We start from the raw sequence: 18489 nt of genomic DNA on the forward strand, positions 1-18489 counted from the left end.
GGGGGGGGGGGGGGGGGGGGGGGGGGGGGGGGGGGGGGGGGGGGGGGGGGTCAGGTTCGCCCCGCCGGGTCCGGTGTAATAGGCGAGCTGATTGGCCTGCGGTTCGAGCGGGAGCAGCGCCATCAGGTTCGGCGAGGTGATGGCGACGTGCCAGACGCCGTGCGCCAGCGACACGCCGATCCCGGCTTCACCCACGGCGGACCGGAACGTCGGCCCGATCCGAGCGGAGAACGAAGCCCGCGGCGTCGGCCGGAAGGTCGCCCGCGGCGCCGACAGGCGCAGTCTCAGAGCGGGCGCCATCACGGACCACCCTCGATCACGGGGAGCTGGCCGGCGAATAGCGTGTCCTTTCCGCCGCTCGGATCGGTCAGGCGGACGAACGCCGCGTAGGTGCCGGCGCAGAGCGTCGCCATGGTCGCCGCCGGGACGTCCCATTGCGCAGTGCCGAGCCCGGTCACGGTCAGAACGGACGAGACGAGCGGCGACTTCGGGGTTTCGGGCCGGCAGACGAACAGCTCGATCGTGTAGCCGGCTAGGTCGAGCGGATCACCGGTCCCGGGGTCGGTCAGCTCGACGTCGCCGCGCCAGTCGGCCGCGTTCGACGCGGCTTCGAGCGTGCCTTGCATCATGGCTCGGCCCTCAGAGCTTGAGATAGATCGTGGCGAGGATGGTCGGCTGAATCAGCGAGACAGGCGACGCCGATCCGCCCACATTCGCCGCTGCCCCAGAAAACGTCGCGGAGCTGACGGAGATGTTGGCGTTTGCTCCATTCACGCTGATCCCGGTTCCACTCGGCGAGAGCCAAATACCGGTCAGCGACGCGACCACGGGGAGCGGCTGGTCCCACGAGTAGGACACGCCAGTTCCGCCGCCGACCTGTCCGCCGCCGACGCGCAGTCCGCCGCCCGATGTCACGTGTCCGTGCCCAGGATCATTCACGTAGTGGGTATGCCCCGGATCGGTGATCCCGTGCCCGTGCGGCGTTTGCGAGAGGACGACCGAGACGGACCCTGCCGGCGTGTAATTGAGGACTGGCATTTGTGTTTTCGCGAGCGCTACCGTCTGCGCTCCGCCGGACGTTCCGAGCGTCGTGCTCGCCAGCGTCGATAGCCGAGCCGCGGACGTGGCGCCCATGTCGTCGAGCCCGGCAATCACCCGGCCGCGGGCATCGGGAAGCGTGATCGTCTTGTTCGCGAGCCAATCCGCATTCGCGCTCGCGCCCCGCCCGCCCGAGACGGTCAGGTTCGCGTCGGTGTTCCACAGGTACTCGAACAGCGCCTGTGCATCGGCGTTCGCGCGTTCCGTCGCACCCGAGGTCGCGCTGCCGATCGTGCGTCCGTTGGCCCTCACCCATCCGGAGATCGGGCCGGTGCTGTACCGCGCCTTGAGGTCGCCCGTGCTCGCCACCGTCCCCGGGTCGACGGTCGATCCGCCGCCGCCGCCGCCCGAGGGGCCGATCACGAGGATGCCATCGGCCGCCAGGATCGTGACGCCGGCTTTGTCGGCGAGGCGGACCTTCACCGAGCCATCGGCAAGGAAGAACTGCGGCAGCCGGCCGGAGGCGTCGCATTCCAGTGGGTTCGGGAGCGCGATCGTGAGCCCCGAGTCCACATAGGCGGACTGCGGCGTGGTGGTGCCGGCCTGATAGAGGTACAGCTTGCAGCCGCCGAGCGGAACGCCGCGGGTGTCGAACTGTTGCGAGAGCGACAGCGGAATGGTGCCGGCGGCGTGCGCCGGCATGGCAATGCCGATCACCGCCGCGGCGAGCGCGGCGAGCGCGAGAAGACGATTCATGCTGGGGTCCTACAGAAGGGCCGGCTATCGCTCCGGCTGTATCACGTCGTGATACATTCCTGTTGCGCCCGCCTCTGTATCATGCCATGATACATAGATAGGGGGCGGCGATGATCCGATCGTTTCGAGGAGACCTGACGAAAGCCGTCGCGGCCGGAAAGTCGCCGAAGGGATTCCCTGCGGACTTGGCTCGCCGGGCCGTGCGAAAGCTCACGATGCTGAACGCCGCCCTTCGGCTCGACGACCTCCGGTCACCGCCGGGCAACCGCCTCGAGGCCCTGGTGGGCGACCGTGCCGGGCAGCATTCCGTCAGGATCAACGACCAGTGGCGCATTTGCTTCGTGTGGACCGATGGCGGTCCAGAGCAAGTCGAGATCGTCGATTACCATCGGTGACGAGGAGGTCGCGATGACCAAGATTCTGCCCCCGGTTCACCCCGGCGAAATTCTCCGAGAGGAATATCTCCTCCCGCTCGACATGAGCGCCGGAGCCCTCGCCAAGCATCTCGGCGTTCCGCGCACCCGGATCGAGCGCCTCGCCGCCGAAGAGACGGCGATGACGCCGGACACGGCCCTGCGGCTCGCGAAGTACTTCGCCACCACGCCCGAGTTCTGGATGAACATGCAGACGTCCTACGACCTCACGATCGAGGCGGAGGCGAAGCAGGCGGAACTCGCCAAGATCGAGACGCGCGCCGCGTGAGGCCGCTACGGTGCGGTTCTGTTGAGCGGTCCAGGCGACTTGATCTGCGGGTGCTGCTCGAGCGCCGTCAGGCAGTCGTCCCAGACCCGCGGGTCAGCCGAGCAGACGAGTCCGGCGAGCGCCGCGAACAGGTCACGAAGTTGGCCCCCGTTCCGCTCGAACTGTTCGGCGATCGAATTGGCCGCCGCGACGGCGCCGATCTCTCGTGCCGTGAGTTGGTGCCTGATGTCGATCACGCCGCGCTCCTATTCCGGGCCAAGCTTTTCGTCGTGGCGAGCCGGCCGATGAGCGCGGCCACGAACGCGTCCTTTTCAGCCGGCTCGCGGCTGTCGTAACATTGCATCAGGTCCGACATCGCCTGCCCCGGCGAGCCGGCCAGCGCCGCCCGAATTTCGAGTTCGGCGCGCTGCATCTCGGAACGAACATCCATGGCGTTTCTGCCCTTCACCTGTCCTCATTGCAGGGTCAAAAATATAGCACTACAGATCACCTCGGGCACCGCGGTCAACGCTTGGGCACAGTCCGTCAACCTCGTCTGCCCCCGATGCAAGCTGCCGTCCGGCGCCACGGTTCGGCCCCGGTCCGTGTCTCAGAGAAACGGGTTCCAAACCCTCTTGAAGTCGAACGCAGACGTGCTGCAAAACGGCTGGCACATCGTCGACTTCTGGCCGAAGCCGCCCGCCCCGAAGGTGCCGGACCTGCTGCCGAAGGACGTTGCCAGGATCTACCTCCAGGCCGAGCGCAACCTCGACATCGAGGGCAACGAGGAAGCCGCCGGCACGATGTACCGGAAGGCGCTCGACGTCGGACTCCGAAAGGTCGACCCCGCGACCACCGGCCCCCTCGCCGCACGAACCAAGAAGCTCGCGGCGGCGGGGAAGCTGACCGCCGACATTGCCGATTGGTCGGACCACATTCGCGTGCTCGGCAACGGCGCGGTGCACGAGGAGGACGCCATCTCGCGTGACGAGCTGATGGACCTCCGGAACTTCGCCGACATGGTCCTGCAGTATCTCTTCACCCTCCCCGCCATGGTGAAGAAACGCCGGGGCGAGGAGGTCGATTGGCTGGACGCGCCGTGACCGGCCGGCTCGCCGTGCTGCTGGCGAGCGTGGCCGTGTGGTCCGCGGCGCGACCGGTTACGCGACCCTGCTCGCCACCGGCGGCAGGATCTTGGCGAGCTTGGTGAGCCCGCGCGGCGTCACCCGCACCTGCGTCACCGTCTTCTCGGACCCGTCCGAGCGCGTCACCGTCGTGGTCTTGTGCTCGAGGTCACCGCTCACCAACCGGCTCTGATAGGCGACCTCCTGGCTGCCGCCCGGCCGGGCGTAGATCCAGCCGTTCCGCCGCAGGAACGTGAACAGGTCCTTCGGGCGCACCTGCAACGTCTTGGCGGCGTCCGTGATGCACAGGCTGCCGTCCGACGTCGCGATCCGGTCGAGCGCGTCGGTCTGGGGCCGCAACTCGGCCACCTCGCCTTCCAGCGCCAGCACCTTCTCGGAATAGGTCAGCAGCAGGCCGCGCAGCGCCGCCGGGTCCGCGAGCGCCTTCATCGGATCGGCCTCACCATAGCCGCCGGTCTTCCGGATCGAGGGCAGGATGTCGTGAAACACCCAGCGCTGGAACCGGCCGATCTTCTCCGTCAGGCTGTGGTCGTGCTTCTTGTTCGCCCGGCGCTGGATGATCGCCCGGTACAAGCCGGGCTCGGAGATGATGGCGACCTCCTGCTCGCCGCCAAGGGTACGCAGATTGTGCGTACCCTTTTCATCGGCATCGAGGGTGCGGACGAGGTCGGCCGCGTCACGATAGCCGAGTTCCCGAGCCACATCGGTGGCGACGAACCACGTCTCTCCGGTCAGGTCGATCAGGCGGACGTTCCGACCCTCGAACTGGAAGGGGTTGATCTCGTTCATCGTCACGCCCCCATCGCCAGAAGGTCGTTGTAGATCGACAGCGCGAGCCGAACGTCGGTCGAGCGCGAGTAGATCGGATCGCCCTCGAACGGCTCGTCGCCGCGGCACCACCCGATGGCGCGCATCTTCACCTTGATGCCGTGGCTCGTCGTGGCCGGGATGCGCTCGATCTGCGCGACGACCGCCTTGACACCCTCGAAGGCTTCCGAAATCTCCCGGTCGGCCTCCGGGGTGTCGACGCCTTCCCACTTCGCATAGGCGGCCTTCTCGACCTCCCGCGCCTCGTCGAGCTGGTTGCCCAGCATCAGGAGGTCGGCATCGGCGAGGAAGTCGGGCAGCCCGATGGCGGAGACGGTCGGGATGGCCGCGATGCCGCGGAGGAAGATGCGGCGGGACGGACTTGTGCTATTATAGCTTTCAGCCTGGTTCATGCCGTCAGATCCTTGTTCCGGGTGATGGGCCGCTTCGGGATGGCAGTCCCGGGCGGCCCGCTTCATTCAGACGGTCCCGTCCTGCGACGGGACGAGAGTGAAAGTGTACTGGCGCCCGTGCTCGACCAGTTCGAGCGGCGGTGACGGGAAGCCGAGCTGCGGGCTTACCCACTGCGCCGCCATGCAGCCGTAGAGCATCCGGTACATGTCGACGACGCCCCGCTTGGTCCGCATCTCGTCGAGCGGCCAGTCGGGAAATGGTCGCTTCTCCGGCGGGGGTGGCGGGGGACAAACCTCGCCCTGGACCGTGTAGGCCCCCGTCTTCCGAATGCTCGGGATCACCTCGTGGGCGAGCCATCGCTTGAACCGCTCGGCGACGGGCTTCCGGGAGGTGAAGACGAGACGGTAAACGCCGGCCTCGGACAGCACGTTGAGGGCCTGCGGGCCGCCAAGGGTGTCGGTAGTAACGACCCCCTTTTCGTCGTCGTCGAGCCTCTCGATCGCGTCGCTGGGGTTCTTGAGCCCCAGGACCCGGCACACGTCGACGCCGACGAACCAGAACTCGTCGCCCATCTCGACCGTGCGGACGAGGTGCTCGCCCTCGAACAAGAGCGGGTTGATGCTCTGGGCCATGATCAAGCCCTCTGCTCGGCAGCAGCCGTCGCCGTTGCCTTTACCGCATCGAGGCCGACCTGGAGCAGATGGCGGAAAGCAGACGTGCGGTTGAGGTGCCCTGCCGGAATTGCCCAGTCGTCGATCGCCCTCACCTCGTCGGTGGGCATGAGGATGACCACCCTCGTGGGCTTGCCCTTCGACTCGCGCACCTTCTTGTATGCATCCATAGTGTCACCTTGATTGACATTTACATGCACACTCTTCTGTCAATTGATCCACCTGTCAAGCCCGTGCGATGTTAAATTTGGATGTAAGGGCTGTGACATGACCGAAGGCAAAGATAAGGCACAGAGGCGTGTCTACGTTCTCCCTTCTGAATTGGTGGAACGTGTCCTCGAATTTCAAAAGGCAATGGGTTTTCAATCTGAAGTCGAAGCGGTCCGGCGGCTCTTAGATGAAGCGCTCAAAAGCCGCGATACGGCCGAGGCTATCATTTCCAGATTTGTCGCTCGTCTTGCCGATATTCGATCTCTCCGCGACGCTGCTCGCGAAGTTCTCGTCGACCACCCTCTCGTGAGCGGGATCAACTTCGGCGAAGGCGAGCTTCAGTTCACAATGCGTGACGGCACGAATGCTCGTATCGATGGCACCGGGAAGGCGACCATGTATGATCACAGCGGAGACCTGATCGGGTTCGGTACGTCGCCTGTTCCGGACTGGGCCTCGGCGGCCTACGATGCGGAACGCAGCCGGAAGAGAAAGAAGGGCGGGCGGGAGACCTCCCTCGACGACGAAATTCCGTTCTAGGATGTCCCGATGACCCGCACGCTCGCCTCGATTGTCGTCGCCGCCGTGACCCTCGGCATTCTGTGGGCGCTGAACGAGGGCATGTGGGCGCGAGCGAGGGAATGATGGACGACGAATATCAGCCGGACATCGTCAGAGACGGCTTCCGCCACGCCAAGTATCAGGAAGCTGTCGCAAATCTTCGATGGGCGATCAACGTCGCGTTGGCGTCGCTCATCAGCATTCCAGTCATCCTACTTCTCATCCTCTGGCGGGTCTGGTGACGCCCTAGCGCCCGCTGAATGCGGCATTTGCCCCACTTGCCGCACCGGCCGCGGTGCGGTCCGTCACGGCGGCGGGCCGCTGCCGCACTCGATCGAGGATCGGCCGAAGCTGCTGGGCTGCGGCTGGGTCAGTAAGGATCTCGGCGAGCAGCCCATCCGCCCGGCTCCGCAACGTGTCGCGCAGCCATCGCGGCCCGGTGCCGAGAACCCGGCGGAGCATGCTCGCGCCGTGTGCGCCGGTCATGGCGTCCATCACCAGATCGCCCACGATGCCCTGAGCGTCCGCCTGCTCGGCGAGCCGCCGGGCGGTCGCGGAATTGCCGAGCGACCGGCCGGTGATCCCGGACGCATCCACCTCGAAATCGAGCCGGCGCGCCCACGCCTGCGCGGCCTCGGGCGTCGGCATGATGGCGGCGATCTTCGCCCGCATCTCCGGCGACCGGAGGTACTTCGTCATGTCGCCGAGCCGCGCCGGGTCGCTGCCCATGCGTCGGACAATTTCCGACACGGCGCCAAGACGGAAGCCCTCGCGCTCGGCCTCCGACATCGCGCCCAGGCGAGGGATCAGCTCTTCCGATGACGCCCTGGTGATTGCTCGCCCTTCCTCGATGGCTTCGAGAAACCGGCTCGGGCCGGCCCACGCTTGCCGGGCGGACCGGAACTCGGGCACGGCGCGGTCGAGCTCGTCGCGCATCTGGGCCGCGATCTGCGTCAGCGCGGCGCCCTGGCTGTTGCGGCCCTGTCGGGTCAGCTCGGCGCCGGCATCCCGCAGCTCGCGGTACGTGTAGTCCCAAAGCTGCAGGTTCGGATAGGCGGGCGGGCCGGCCGGCCCGTGGCCGAACAGCACCCGGCCGTCCTCGGTGACGGTCACGCCCGGACGGAATGCGCCGATGCCATCGGCGATCGCCCGGTCCTGGCCGTTGCGCGCGGCGTTCGCCATCGCCCGGGTCACGGCGGGCGAGCCCGTCAGTGCCTCCAGGCCCGGCGTGATGATCGGCCGGTCACCAGCCTCGTAGGCGGCACGGTAGAGCGGCGCGGCGTCCGCGCTGCGGCTCGCGATCACTTCGTCGATCGCCTGACGGGCGGACTGGTGCGCGCCGGCGAGCCCGCGGAGGTCGTTCGCGATCCGGTTCGCCTGTCCCTGCTGGCGGCCGGTCAGGTATGGGACGACGGTGGTACGGCCCGCGCCCGGCGTCTGCGCCACGCGCTCCAGGATGCCACGAACATTCTCGCCCCCGGCGTCGGCCAGATTGGCGACCCCGGGCCGGACGGTCTGCAACCCGGCCGCGCGCTGCATCAGCGCCTCGGGGGTGTCGGCATCGCGCGCGATGGCGCGGCGAAGATCGGCCGCGACATTCGCTCGCGGCGAGACTGCCTCTTGGACACGGCCCGCCAGTGCCCCGGCGCCGCGAACCATGTAAGGCGCGGCGCCGCCGAGCGCGCCGCCCAGAACAGTGCCTTGGGCAGCGCCCACCATTCGCTCGCCCGGCTCGGCCTCGCCGGCGCCGAACGCAGCGCCGCCGGCCGCTCCTGCGGTCGCCGAGCGGAGAGCGAGCGGGAGCCTCGACACGCCTGCGGCGGCTGCCATCGGTCCGAGCACGGGGGCCGCTGCGACAGATCCCGCAACCGCACCGACGATCTCGCCGGGAATGCGGAGCGGATCGGGGATCGCCTCAGTCCGGGCTTTCTCGCGCTTCAAGTTCTCGCCGTAGGATCCGCGGCCGAGCACAGCATCCGCCTTCGCAGCCAGTTCGTCGGCCCACCCGAAGGTCACTCCGTTGGCGACAGCGCGCACCGCATCGTCCACGTAGCCGAGGGCACCTTTGGATTGCACAGGCTCCATCTGCGGCTCGCGCCGGTAGGCATTCCACGGCCCATCGGCGGGCGCCTGCTGGTACTGCTCCCACGGTCCGGCCATCAGCGCACCCTCTGCCAGCTCTCGGGCCGGGCGGGGTCACCGCCCATGAAGCGCCAGCCGTCCTGCACGGCGCCGACCTGCGGCGCGGCCCTGGCGGGGGCGACGGGCTGGATTGCACCTCGGCCCGGGTTCGTTGCAACGGCCGGGCTCGGCGTTGCACCCGGTGACATTGCCGGAGCGCCCGCCGACTGTCCGGCGCGCGCCCGCGCCCGCTCCATGCCCGTCGAAATGATGCCCCGCAGCTCGCGCAGGGCCGCGACATACTCGGCATCGCTCTGCGAGCGATTGAGCCGCGCAATCGCCTGCTCGGCCTTGGTGCCCTCGACCTCGGTGATGGCGCCGGCGCCCTTGACCGCCTCGTACGCCTCGAGGAAGGTGCGGCCTTGCAACTGGTCGGCGCGGGTCGCGAAGTCGGTGGCGTTGGTCCCCGGGACGTAGTTCCGCGGGTCGACCCAGCGGGACATGCCGGTGGCCGTCTCGCGCCCGGGGTGGTTGATCATGGCGTCGATCAGCCCGACCGTCTGTTCTGCCTTCGCGAGCGTGTTGGGCAGCGCTGCCTGTGCCTGCCCCATCGCCTTGCCGCGCTCCTCGGCCGCCTCCTTGCCCTCGATGTTCTTCGGCACCTGCCCGATCACCTGCCGGGTCAGCGGATCCATCAAGATGAAGTGCGTCCCCGCATCCATCCTGATCGGCTCTTTGCCGGACAGCGTGACGCCGGGCGGAAGCTGGGTCCGGATCGCCGCGCCGGACTTGCCGGCCTGCATCATCACCGGGTTGCCCTGTTCGTCTCGGCCCCACACCGGCTGCAACCCGTATTCGCCCGCACCGGCCCGCTTGCGCTGAATCCAGTCGGACAGCGTGCCTTCGAAGCCCTGCGAACGAGCATACTCGTACTCGCGCATTTCGTCGGTCGGGCGCGTGAGCCCCTGCCGCTGAAGCTCCAGCGACTGGCGCCGGTAGGCGTCGAGAGAGGCAGCGGCACGGTCGGCCCGCGCCCCCGTCGCCTCGCGCTCGGCCTGCGCTTCGGCGATCCGGGCCGCCGCGAGGCCCGCCTGCACGTCGCCGGCGGCGAGCGCGCGCGCGCCGAATTGCCCGAGGGCGATCTGCCCGTCCGGGCCGGTCGACGCTGCCGCGGCTTCCTGGAGACGCTCGCGCTGCCGGCGATCGGCGATCGCCTGCCCGATGTCGCCGAGCGGCGTGAAGTCGACGCGCGGGACGTCGGCCCAGCGCGGAAGCTGCAACGGGTTGATCGCCATCACTTACCCCCCGTCACGAAGGCTTTTCCCAGGTTCGCGAGCGCCCCCCAGAAGGCGCCGGAGCCCTGCATCTCGGCGTTCGCCGCGGCGGTGTTGCTGTTCGCCGTGCCGCTCGCGACGTTGCCGGCGACGTTCGCCTTGCTCTGCGCGGTGTTGCCGTAGATGCCGGCCGTGGTGTTCGCGTTGCCCGAGTAGAGGTTGCCGAGGTTCGTGCCCTCGGTGCCGTAGAGGTTCGCGGTGTTCTGCGCGGCCGTGCCGTAGGCGCTCGCCCGGTTCGCCGCGTCGGTCGTCGCGGTGCCGGCCTGCTGGCCGTAGGCCCCGGCGATGCCGGACGCCGCGCCCGAGGTCGCCGACAGCTCGGGGTTCACGAAGCCGGCGAGGCGGTCGAGGTAGGAATTGTACTCGGTGTTCGCGATGTTCTGCGCCTGCGACGAGATCGCCGAGAGCGTGTTTCCGCTGGCGGCGAGCCCGAGGCTCGCGGCCTTGCGCGCAGCGGCGTCGGTCGCCTGATCCACCTGATACTGGTAGCCGGGGCTCTCGGTGTAGGCGCTCTGCGCCGCGGCCGCGGCATCGGCGCCGTTGACGCCGAGGGCGTCGAGATAAAGCGACGTCGCCGAGCCGTACTTGCTGCCGAGGTCGGTCAGTGGAGAATAGGCCGAGACGGCGTTTCCATAGGCCGTGTTCGCATTGGCGAGCCCGGTGTCGAGCGCCCCGATCTGGTTCGACAGGCCCGAATTGATCGCGTTAACGCCCGAGGTCGTTCCGGACGTGATCGCGTCGGCCGCCTTGGTCTCGCCGGACGAGATCGCGCCGAGCGCGTCCGCCTGTCCGGTGTCGAGATAGCCCTGTGCGTCGCGGCCGTACTGCGCATAGAGCGCGGCGTTCTGCTCGGCGGCCTCCTTGGCGGAGTCGCCGGTGAAGATGTCAAAAATCCCCATGTTTTCAGTACCTTATGGGATCTCGTTGCGGAGCGCCGCGAGCAGCGCGTGCATGCTTTTGAGGAGTTCGTAGCCCTCGCGCGTCGGGCGCCCCGTGGCGGGGTCGACGAGCGGAACGGAGGGCGGCGGGAGCGGCTTCGGGGGGGTGGTGGCGGTCGGCATGGTCAGCCTCGGGGATCGGCCGTCATCGTCCCGCCCATCAGCCCGACATAGACCGGGTCGGAGATGTCGAGCCGCCAGCGGCGGCCGTAGCGGGACGCGACGCCGGTGTTGCGGACGGTGATCTCGTTGTCGCCCTCGGCCTGCCGGCCGAGCGAGCGGCGCAGCGGGTTCGACCAGCGCACGCCGGCGTCATCGGTCCACGAGATTTCGACGACGGGGTCGGTCTGGATCGGGTCGAGGCCTGCGGCCTGACCGGTGCCGACCGCAAAATGGAAATCGGCTCGGGCGACACGGACACGCTGCGGGAAGGCGCCGACCGGGGCGGACTCGACGCGCATCGGCAGCGGCGAACCGAAGTCGGTGCGGGTGCCGATGTCGATTTTTCCGACCGCTCCGGCGCCGGTGGCGTCACCGGCGAGCCATTTGCCGAATGCCGGGAAGGCCTGATCGATGCGCGAGCGCGTGCCGAGGTAGCGCGCGCGCTCGTGCCAGAACCCCGTGGTGATGTCGAACACCCAGGTCCAGGCCGGGCAGGACAGCTCCCACATGGGATGTCCGCCGGCCATGTAGGCGCAGGCGCGCAGGCTCCGCTTGTCCTCGACCGCCTCGATCAAACGATCAAGGTCGGGGGGGCTGATCTTCTCGGGCTGGTAGCCGGACAGCCGGTAGACGCAGGAGTTCTCGGCGACCCAGAACAGCCCCTGCGAGAACTGATCCTCGAAGCCGGCGACGGCATAGGGGCCGATCAGGCCGCGGGTGATGACGGTCGAACGCTGGAACGGGAACGGCGTCGCCCCGACGTCGGTCCACGCCTCCGTGGTGTAGTTGCCCATGAAGAGCAGGAGGTCGCCGAAGGTGATCACGCGGACGATGCCGTCGGGCCGCGCTTCGGCCTTGGCGAACGACAGGGCGTCGACATTGGTCGTGTTCAGCCCGGTCGCAAACGCCCGCCCGTCGCCGAGCCCGAACACCAGATAGCCGTCGATCGAGGTGACCGACGACGCGCTCGGAAGGTTTGCGCTGGGGTAGCCGTTCGTTACGCCGGTCGAGGTGAAGGTGGCGATGTTGCCGTCCGGGTCGACGAACACCTGGTCGGGCGTCGTCGCGTTGTTGCGGGCGAAGAAGCCCGGCAGGTCGCCGTTGAGCGTGCCGACCTCGGTGCCGGCGCCGCCGGCCGCCGTGTGCTTCACGAGGTGGCCGTCCCAGGCCGAATAGAGGATGCCATTGATCTCGGTCGCGCCTCGGAAGCCGGTGCGCACGGTCGTGCCCCAGGGCGCGAGTCCCGGCACGCGGCGGATCACGCGGTCGCTCGGTGCGGTTTTCGACAGCGGCTCGGCGAAGCAGTTGACGAGCCGGCCGCCGCTCTCCTGCGGGCGGGCGCCGGGGCTCGAGCTGGTCGGGAAGACGATCTGCGCCATCACCAGCCCCCTCGCCGACGCCCGTGGGAGCCCAGGCGGAAGATCGGATCGGTGCGCAGCGTGCGGCGGGTCTCGGGCGGCCGACCGATCGTGCGCAGCGCTTCCTCGGCCTGCTGGCGCAGCACGTAGATCGAGGCATCGGCGGCGACGCCGAATGCGCCCTTGCCCGCGTCTGCGAGGATCGCGGCGAGGTAGAGGAACTGCGCCGGGTCGATCTCTCCGCCGAGCGGCCCGAGCTCGCCGGGATACGGCACCCACGCGACATCGCGGGCGGCGAGGTCCGCCATCACCGCATCGACCAGACGGTCGAGCCGGTCGACGTCCTCCGCCTCGGGCGTCTGCCCGGCGGCGAGCACGCCGAGGTTCGCGAGCGCCTGGTCGATCAGGTCGCGCCGGGAGAAGGTCGCCGCCATCGGTCAGCCCTTCTTCGCCTTGGGTTTCGGCGCGGCCGTGGGCTCGGCCGCGGGCTCGGGCTCGGGCTGAATGCCGCGCTCGACGTCGTGCGGGTGGAAGCCGCGCGCCGGGCGGTCGGACCAGCCCTCGGGGATCGGGCCATGGAAGATCTGCGCCTCGGGGCCGCGATAGCCCCAGCGCGGGAAGTCGTCGGTCATGTCGAGAGGTCCCTCGGGGAAAGACGAGGAGGGGCCGGCGAAGCCCCTCCCCTTGTCACGTCGTGATCAGGTCACGCCGTGCCGCTCAGGCGGGTGGCGAGGCGCTCGTCCACGGTCTTCTTCCCGTACAGCACGTCGAGGCGGTAGGAGCTGACGTCGTTCGACCCGTTGTAATACGGGATCAGGCGGACGCTCAGGCTCTTGTAGCTCTCGCGGCTGACATCGACCGCGCCCGGCGGTCGGACCATCGGCACCATCGCGAGCGCGAAGGCGTTCTTGTGGAACACGAGGTTCTGAGCGTAGCCGGTCGACGCCGAGCCGAGCACGGTGATTGCCGCGTTGTCGGCCGGAGCCGCGCTGACCGTCTGGAAGGCGCCCGACGTGATGATCGCCGGCGAGATCGAGATGGTGGCGGCGCCGGCGCCCGAGGACGTGACGTCGGCGCGGGCGACGAACGGCTGAAGGTGCGGAAGAACCGCCTTCGTCACCGGGTTGACCGCGTAGACGCCGGCGATCGTGAAGACGTCGCCTTTCTTCAGCACGGCCGAGCTGTTCGACCAGCCGTCCGTCACGAGGTCCTGGATGCCGCCGACCGCCTCGGTGTTCTTCACCGCGTCGTAGGTGACGTTCTGCGCAGCACCGTTCACCAGCGGCGTCCCCGCCTTGGTGCCGACCGTGTGGGTCGGGGCGTTCTGCGAGCGGTAGGTGTCGCACCCGGCGATCTCGCCGATGCGGCCCTGCCGGTAGGCGCTCTGCGCGACGTTCTGCATGTAGAGCGCGGTCTGCGAGCCGGCCATCGCCCAGTGATCCGTGGGCGTCAGGACGGCGGAGCGCATGTCGGTCGGCACCGCGCCGAGGTCGAGGCGCTCCGGCGCCTTGGCGAAATCGGCGAAGCTGTTCACCGTCTCACCCGGCGTGCCGACCCAGTTCGGGACGTCCTGGTAGAGCGACATGACGTCCTGATCGATGTCGTTCGCCAGCCGCACCATGGCCGGGCGGATGACGCGCTCGGCCAGCTCGCCGATGTTGAGCGTCAGTTCCGCCGACGTGAAGGCGAAGTCGATGCCCTTCTGCGTGCCGACAGTCATCGACATCTTGCCCTCGACCACGTCCTGATTGGACACGGTCGCGCCGGTGCGGACGGTGAACTGCGGCGGCTTCTTGATCGAGATCGTTTCGCCGACCTCGTAGCCGTTCACCTTCTTGGTGAACTCGGACTCGTGGCCCCGGTAGACGAGGCCGGCCATCACCAGCTCGTTTTCCAGGATGCGCGCGGCGGCGCGCGCAATGATGGTGGTCGTGAGGAGATTGTTCGCCATTTCGAAAGGCTCTCAGGTCTGCCCGATCACCGCTTGCCGTAGGTCTTGGCGAGCCACGCATTCAAGTCGCTGTCGGGCGACCGCGGCGTGGCTCCGCCTTTCGGCGGCTGCTTCGGCGTCGGGGCTTTGGTTTCGGTCTTGGGCTTGGGGCGGGACAGCGACGCTTCGATCCGCCCGACCTCGCGGGCGGCATCGCGCTCCGACATCCGGTTCAGCTTCTCGAGCCGGGCCGGGTTCTTGGCGAGGAAGTAGAGGAGATGCGGGGACTGCTCCGACTCGAGCACGAGCGTCTCGATGATCGGGCTGGCCTTGAGATGCGCGTTCTTCTCGAGCGTTGCCTTGAAGTCCGGCACCTCGCGAGCGAAGGCCTCGCACCGCTCCATGTGCTCCTCGGCCGCCTCACGAAGCGCTTCGGCGCGCGCCGTCTGTGCGGACTGCGCCTTGGCCTTCATGTCGCGCACCGTCTGCCGAGCTTCGATCTCGTAGACGGTCATTGCGCGGTCGTAGGCGGCGAGATCGCCGTGGAAATCCTGCTCGCGGGGCGGCGGCCCGATCTCGGCTTCGACGGCCTGGCGGGACACCGACCCGTCCGGCGCGACGCGGCTGCGGAGCGCTGCAATCTCGGCCTCGGCGGCGGCGAGCCGCCGCTGAAGCCGCTGCGAGCCGGACCGCTTGCGCGCCGGCTTGTCCTCGTTCTCGTCCTTCCCCTCGGGCTCGTCGCCCTCGGAGCCCTCGCCGTCCGGCTTCTCGGAGCCAGCGCCCTCGGCGCCGTCACCCTCGTCGCCCTCGGCGGGGTCGTCGGTCCCTTCGGCGCCGGTGTCGGCCTTCTTGGCCTTGTCGGTGCCTTCGGACTCGTCGGCGATCACGTCGGCCAGCTCATCGGGGAGGAGGTCCGGCCCGTTGTTCTCGTCGTCGTCCATGTTTCATGCTCACAAAAATGGCGCCCGAAGGCGCCGTTCGACCTCGCGGCCAGCACCTCGTGCGCCGGCCCGCGGGAAGCTCGATCAACCCTGCGGCGGGCCGCCCTGCGGGACGCCTGCGGGCATGGAAAAGCCGCCCGGAGGCGGCTCGGTAACGGGCGCGGCGGCAGCGGAGGGCGGTCCGGGCGGCGGCATGCCGCCCTGCCCTCCGTCCATCGGCGCGGGCTCGGGCGGCGGGGCGCCTCCGGCGCGCATCTCGGCCACCACCTCGAGGATCTGCTCGATCATGCCGCCCAGGGTCTCGACCGCCTGCGCGAGCTGGTCGACGCGCGGATCGAGCGCCGGGCCTGCGCCGCTCGCACCTTGCTGGCCGGCCTGCGCGGCCTGTACGTCGAGCTGCGCCTTGACCATCTCGGCCTGCACCTTCTCGCGGTCGGCGGCGATCTTCTCGCGGTCGACCTGGAGTTTCGCGGCTTCGAGTTGGAGCTTCATCTGCTCGAGCTGCGCCTTCGCCTGCTCGGCCTGCGCCGCTGCTTGCTGCGCCGGATCGGGCGGCGGCGGTGGGGGCTGCGGCTCGCCGGACTCGGCGGCTTCGGCGGCCTTCACGGCCGGCGGAAGTAGGAACCCGGCCCGCTTCGCGATCTGGTCGGCGAGGGGCCAGTCCTGCATCCGCGCGAAGAGGTCGATGAACAAGCCGGCGGCCTGGGGCGCCGCCTGCATGAAGGCCTGCATGCCGTCGCGCGCCTCGGCCTTGGCGGATGCGAAGCTCGGGCCGAGCTCGATGGCAAGGTCATAGGCACCCACCGTAACGTCGTTGAGGACATGCGTGCCGATGCCGTCGCCGTTCGGGTCGATCTCCTCGCGATTGATGCGGACCTGGTCGATCTTGCCGTCCTCACCGACGATCCGGATCGTGCGCTCGCTGTCGTAGATGTGCGGGATCAGGTCGAGCAGGATGCGGCCGGTGCGGCGGAGCGCGCGCGCAAAGCCGTCGACATAGACGAAGGTGCCGGTGTCGCCCTCACGCTGGCGCGCCATGATGGCGCGGCCGCTCGTCTCGTTGCTCGCCTGCCCGAGCGAGGCCGGATAGATGCCGGTGACGCCCGACATGTCGCCCGTCGCGAGCGCGAGCAGCTCGCCAATTCCCTGCGACGAGACGGGCGGCTGCACGCGCTCCGGCCGACCGCCCGGGACCTGCGGATCGACGTCGTATTCGAGGTACGGCCAGTTCTTCGAGTTTGCGGTCTCCCACTGGTCGCGGTGCCGCTCGAACATCTTTTCCGTGCCGGTGAACGGCGCCTTGGGCTGAAGCGCGATCACCTCCGTCTGCGCGCTCACCGCGTAGTTGTAGATGCGCTGCGGCTCTTTCAGCGTGCGGATGATGCCGCGCCGGACCACCGTGGCGCCGATCTTGATCTCTTCGCCGATCAGCGGAACGATCGGAATGTGCCGGCCCGGCCAGTCGTCCGGCCCCTCGAGCACCGCGCTCGCCGAGATCAGCGTGCGTTGCACCTTGAAGTCGTCGCGCTCCTCGATCGTGCCGCCGGCGGCGATGGCGTCGGCCTCGGCCGCCTCGTCGTCCGTCACGTCGTCGATGCCGCCACCGGGCAGTCGGGCGAGGCGCCGGCGCATCGGCACCTTGACCCAATATTCGGCGACGCGGACCTTGTCCGGGGTGCACCAGTCGAGCGCCGCCTCGGCGTCCGTGTTGTCGAGCGCGTCGGCGCTCTTACCCGGCCATCGCTCCTCGAAGCTCTGCCGCGACATGTCGACCGGCACGAAGCACCACATGGCGTCCTCGCGGGTCGGCAGCATCGAATCCGGATCCCACACGACGGCGATTCCGTCCTCGATCGGCGCGATGCGGATTTCCTGCAAAAAGGTCTCGGTGCCGGCGTACTCGGTTGTGACGCGCCAATGGCCGATTCCCGCCGCGACCTGTTGGTCGGCGGCGTTGAAGTAGGCGGCTTGCGCGTCCGACCGCTGTTCGATGAAGCGGATCATGCCGGGCAGGAGCTTCTCGGCGACGTCGGCCGACCCGCGGTCGTCGACCGCCGTCACCTTGATCGCCGGCCGCATCTGCCGCATGTCGCCGGTGACCTGCCGCACGAACTGGCTCGACTTGTCGACCGTCAGGCACGGCCGACTCTCCTCCTCGCGCTCGGCGCGCGCCCGCGCGTCCCACTGACCATCGCCGGCGAGAAATGCGAGGTCTTCGTAGGCGGCCTCCATGTTCTCGCGGGCGGCGTCGTAACCGCGCTGGTAGCGGTCGAGCGCCTCGATCAGGAGGTCGCGTGCGTCGTCGGCCGCCGGGGCGGCAGGCTTGGTGTCGTCAGACATGTGGTGTCCTCAGCGGCGCCGGCGGCGGCTGGACTTCGCCTCGTTCTCGGCGCGCATCTCGTCGACCATTCGCTGTGCGTCAGCCCACGCGGCTCTCTCGGCGTCGACGGATCGCCGAAGCGTCTCCGGCGTGTATTGCGTGATCTGCTGTTCCGCCGGACGGTCGATCGTGGCGCCGGGCCATGTCTTGGCGCGTTCCTCGCTCGGCATCAGCGCCCACCGCCCGGCGTTGCGGGCCTCGACCTCGGAGGCGAGCGAGCGGTAGGCATCCCCGGCAGCCGCGCGGGCCTCCTTTTCCGACATCGCCGGATGGAGCGTACGGAGCATCTCGGCAGCCTGCTCCGGACCGCCCGTGCGATCCGGAAGAGCCCCTTCGTAGTACTGGATTGCGTGCTGAAGCTCGTGTGCGGCGCTCTCCCGCGCAGCATCGACACCGTTCGCGTGCACGTAGAGGTCGGAGCCCTCGGGATACCTGCTCGGAACGAAATGCCCGCCGGACTGCCCCATCTTGGCATCGCCGATCCGCACCTCGGTCGGGATGCGCCCGATGATCGGATAGGCATCGACGAGGTCGGGGTGGGTGATCCCGCTCGCCGGCGTCACCGTCATCGCGTCGTCGGGGATGAAGAACCGCCACGCCTTGGTGGCCGGGTCCTCGTACCAGCCCGTCGCCTTGTAGACCTCGGGCATGGGCGCGCCGCCGGCGGCGAGTCGCTTCGCTTCGGCCAGTGCGGCATGATCTGCCGTCTTCGCGCCCGGCCCGCCGAAGACGCCGATTGCCCCTCGCGGGGTCACGCCCGCGGCTGCCGCTCCGGTGCCGCCGAGCGCGAGGATGCCGGCGAGGTCGGCAGACCGCTCGATCGCCTCGGGCGAGTCCGGCGCGGTCCGACCGGCATAGACGTCGCCAGGGAGCGTCACGGCGCGGTAGGCGGCTTGCGCGGCACGCACCGGCCAGGTCTCGCCGAGCTTCTCGAGGAGCGACCGCGAGCGGCCGATCTCACCGAGCGCCACGGGCTCGCGGGACTGCGCGCCGCGCTGTGCATCGGCGAGGAGATCGGCATAGGACGCGCCGACCGCCGAGA

The 18489-nt window shown here is 69.0% G+C and carries 23 protein-coding genes; 5 read left to right on the forward strand and 18 right to left on the reverse strand.

The window, feature by feature from the left end:
• Window positions 1-299 precede the first annotated feature (299 nt).
• Both A33M_RS11795 and A33M_RS22395 read right to left on the reverse strand, forming a co-directional pair.
• Window positions 300-629 (reverse strand): hypothetical protein, encoded by a 330-nt coding sequence (locus A33M_RS11795; RefSeq protein ID WP_040620323.1) that lies wholly within the window; start codon window positions 627-629, stop codon window positions 300-302.
• Between the two features lie 10 nt (window positions 630-639).
• The gene (locus tag A33M_RS22395; RefSeq protein WP_008387365.1) at window positions 640-1794 is read right to left on the reverse strand and encodes a hypothetical protein; all 1155 of its coding nucleotides are present in this window, start codon (window positions 1792-1794) and stop codon (window positions 640-642) included.
• A 110-nt stretch (window positions 1795-1904) separates the two neighbouring features.
• On the opposite strand from A33M_RS22395, the gene A33M_RS11810 reads away from it, so the two are divergent.
• Both A33M_RS11810 and A33M_RS11815 read left to right on the forward strand, forming a co-directional pair.
• Window positions 1905-2189, forward strand: a complete 285-nt coding sequence (locus A33M_RS11810; protein WP_040620328.1) for a type II toxin-antitoxin system RelE/ParE family toxin — start codon at window positions 1905-1907, stop codon at window positions 2187-2189.
• Window positions 2190-2202: 13 nt separating this feature from the next.
• Complete coding sequence (locus tag A33M_RS11815) at window positions 2203-2496, forward strand: HigA family addiction module antitoxin (RefSeq protein ID WP_008387369.1); 294 nt, start codon at window positions 2203-2205, stop codon at window positions 2494-2496.
• A 5-nt stretch (window positions 2497-2501) separates the two neighbouring features.
• Here the strand turns inward: A33M_RS11815 and A33M_RS11820 are convergent, their stop codons facing one another.
• A complete protein-coding gene (locus A33M_RS11820; RefSeq protein ID WP_008387372.1) occupies window positions 2502-2732 on the reverse strand; it encodes a hypothetical protein in 231 nt (76 codons plus the stop codon).
• Window positions 2729-2926, reverse strand: a complete 198-nt coding sequence (locus tag A33M_RS11825; protein WP_040620329.1) for a hypothetical protein — start codon at window positions 2924-2926, stop codon at window positions 2729-2731. Before A33M_RS11825 ends, A33M_RS11820 begins: the two co-directional genes overlap by 4 nt.
• A gap of 202 nt (window positions 2927-3128) precedes the next feature.
• Here A33M_RS11825 and A33M_RS11830 point away from each other — a divergent pair, with 202 nt between their 5' ends.
• Complete coding sequence (locus tag A33M_RS11830) at window positions 3129-3578, forward strand: DUF4145 domain-containing protein (RefSeq protein ID WP_008387375.1); 450 nt, start codon at window positions 3129-3131, stop codon at window positions 3576-3578.
• A gap of 57 nt (window positions 3579-3635) precedes the next feature.
• Here A33M_RS11830 and A33M_RS11835 read toward each other — a convergent pair whose 3' ends face one another.
• The 4 genes from A33M_RS11835 to A33M_RS11850 all read right to left on the reverse strand — a co-directional run bounded on the left by A33M_RS11835 (window position 3636) and on the right by A33M_RS11850 (window position 5682).
• The gene (locus tag A33M_RS11835; RefSeq protein ID WP_040620331.1) at window positions 3636-4409 is read right to left on the reverse strand and encodes a phage antirepressor KilAC domain-containing protein; all 774 of its coding nucleotides are present in this window, start codon (window positions 4407-4409) and stop codon (window positions 3636-3638) included.
• 2 nt (window positions 4410-4411) lie between these two features.
• Window positions 4412-4840 carry a hypothetical protein gene (locus A33M_RS11840; protein WP_008387379.1) on the reverse strand — a complete coding sequence of 143 codons (429 nt, stop codon included), beginning with the start codon at window positions 4838-4840 and terminating at the stop codon, window positions 4412-4414.
• Window positions 4841-4906: 66 nt separating this feature from the next.
• A complete protein-coding gene (locus A33M_RS22400) occupies window positions 4907-5473 on the reverse strand; it encodes a BRO-N domain-containing protein (RefSeq protein WP_052027025.1) in 567 nt (188 codons plus the stop codon).
• A gap of 2 nt (window positions 5474-5475) precedes the next feature.
• Window positions 5476-5682: a hypothetical protein gene (locus A33M_RS11850; RefSeq protein WP_040620333.1), complete on the reverse strand. Its 207-nt coding sequence runs from the start codon at window positions 5680-5682 to the stop codon at window positions 5476-5478.
• A 97-nt stretch (window positions 5683-5779) separates the two neighbouring features.
• On the opposite strand from A33M_RS11850, the gene A33M_RS23925 reads away from it, so the two are divergent.
• Both A33M_RS23925 and A33M_RS23930 read left to right on the forward strand, forming a co-directional pair.
• Window positions 5780-6262, forward strand: a complete 483-nt coding sequence (locus A33M_RS23925) for a hypothetical protein (protein WP_157223445.1) — start codon at window positions 5780-5782, stop codon at window positions 6260-6262.
• Between the two features lie 101 nt (window positions 6263-6363).
• Window positions 6364-6525 (forward strand): hypothetical protein, encoded by a 162-nt coding sequence (locus A33M_RS23930; RefSeq protein WP_157223446.1) that lies wholly within the window; start codon window positions 6364-6366, stop codon window positions 6523-6525.
• 4 nt (window positions 6526-6529) lie between these two features.
• Here the strand turns inward: A33M_RS23930 and A33M_RS11860 are convergent, their stop codons facing one another.
• The 10 genes from A33M_RS11860 to A33M_RS11905 form a co-directional block, all read right to left on the reverse strand.
• Window positions 6530-8443, reverse strand: a complete 1914-nt coding sequence (locus tag A33M_RS11860) for a hypothetical protein (RefSeq protein ID WP_008387384.1) — start codon at window positions 8441-8443, stop codon at window positions 6530-6532.
• The gene (locus tag A33M_RS11865) at window positions 8443-9699 is read right to left on the reverse strand and encodes a hypothetical protein (protein WP_040620336.1); all 1257 of its coding nucleotides are present in this window, start codon (window positions 9697-9699) and stop codon (window positions 8443-8445) included. The genes A33M_RS11860 and A33M_RS11865 overlap by 1 nt, the downstream gene beginning before the upstream one ends.
• Complete coding sequence (locus A33M_RS11870; RefSeq protein ID WP_008387388.1) at window positions 9699-10637, reverse strand: hypothetical protein; 939 nt, start codon at window positions 10635-10637, stop codon at window positions 9699-9701. The genes A33M_RS11865 and A33M_RS11870 overlap by 1 nt, the downstream gene beginning before the upstream one ends.
• Window positions 10638-10801: 164 nt before the next feature.
• On the reverse strand, window positions 10802-12217 hold the full coding sequence (locus A33M_RS11875; RefSeq protein WP_040620337.1) for a packaged DNA stabilization protein: 1416 nt from the start codon (window positions 12215-12217) through the stop codon (window positions 10802-10804).
• Window positions 12217-12630: a hypothetical protein gene (locus tag A33M_RS11880; protein ID WP_008387394.1), complete on the reverse strand. Its 414-nt coding sequence runs from the start codon at window positions 12628-12630 to the stop codon at window positions 12217-12219. Before A33M_RS11880 ends, A33M_RS11875 begins: the two co-directional genes overlap by 1 nt.
• 3 nt (window positions 12631-12633) lie before the next feature.
• Window positions 12634-12828: a hypothetical protein gene (locus A33M_RS11885; protein ID WP_008387396.1), complete on the reverse strand. Its 195-nt coding sequence runs from the start codon at window positions 12826-12828 to the stop codon at window positions 12634-12636.
• A gap of 71 nt (window positions 12829-12899) precedes the next feature.
• Window positions 12900-14147, reverse strand: coding sequence for a P22 phage major capsid protein family protein (locus A33M_RS11890; protein WP_008387398.1), 1248 nt, complete (start codon window positions 14145-14147; stop codon window positions 12900-12902).
• Window positions 14148-14173: 26 nt separating this feature from the next.
• Window positions 14174-15067 carry a hypothetical protein gene (locus tag A33M_RS11895; protein ID WP_008387400.1) on the reverse strand — a complete coding sequence of 298 codons (894 nt, stop codon included), beginning with the start codon at window positions 15065-15067 and terminating at the stop codon, window positions 14174-14176.
• A gap of 84 nt (window positions 15068-15151) precedes the next feature.
• On the reverse strand, window positions 15152-17407 hold the full coding sequence (locus A33M_RS11900) for a portal protein (RefSeq protein ID WP_008387402.1): 2256 nt from the start codon (window positions 17405-17407) through the stop codon (window positions 15152-15154).
• 9 nt (window positions 17408-17416) lie between these two features.
• Window positions 17417-18418: an LPD23 domain-containing protein gene (locus A33M_RS11905; protein WP_157223447.1), complete on the reverse strand. Its 1002-nt coding sequence runs from the start codon at window positions 18416-18418 to the stop codon at window positions 17417-17419.
• Window positions 18419-18489 lie beyond the last annotated feature (71 nt).

Origin of the sequence: Rhodovulum sp. PH10, assembly GCF_000293785.1 — a bacterium.
In the GTDB taxonomy this organism is placed as follows: domain Bacteria; phylum Pseudomonadota; class Alphaproteobacteria; order Rhizobiales; family Xanthobacteraceae; genus Rhodoplanes.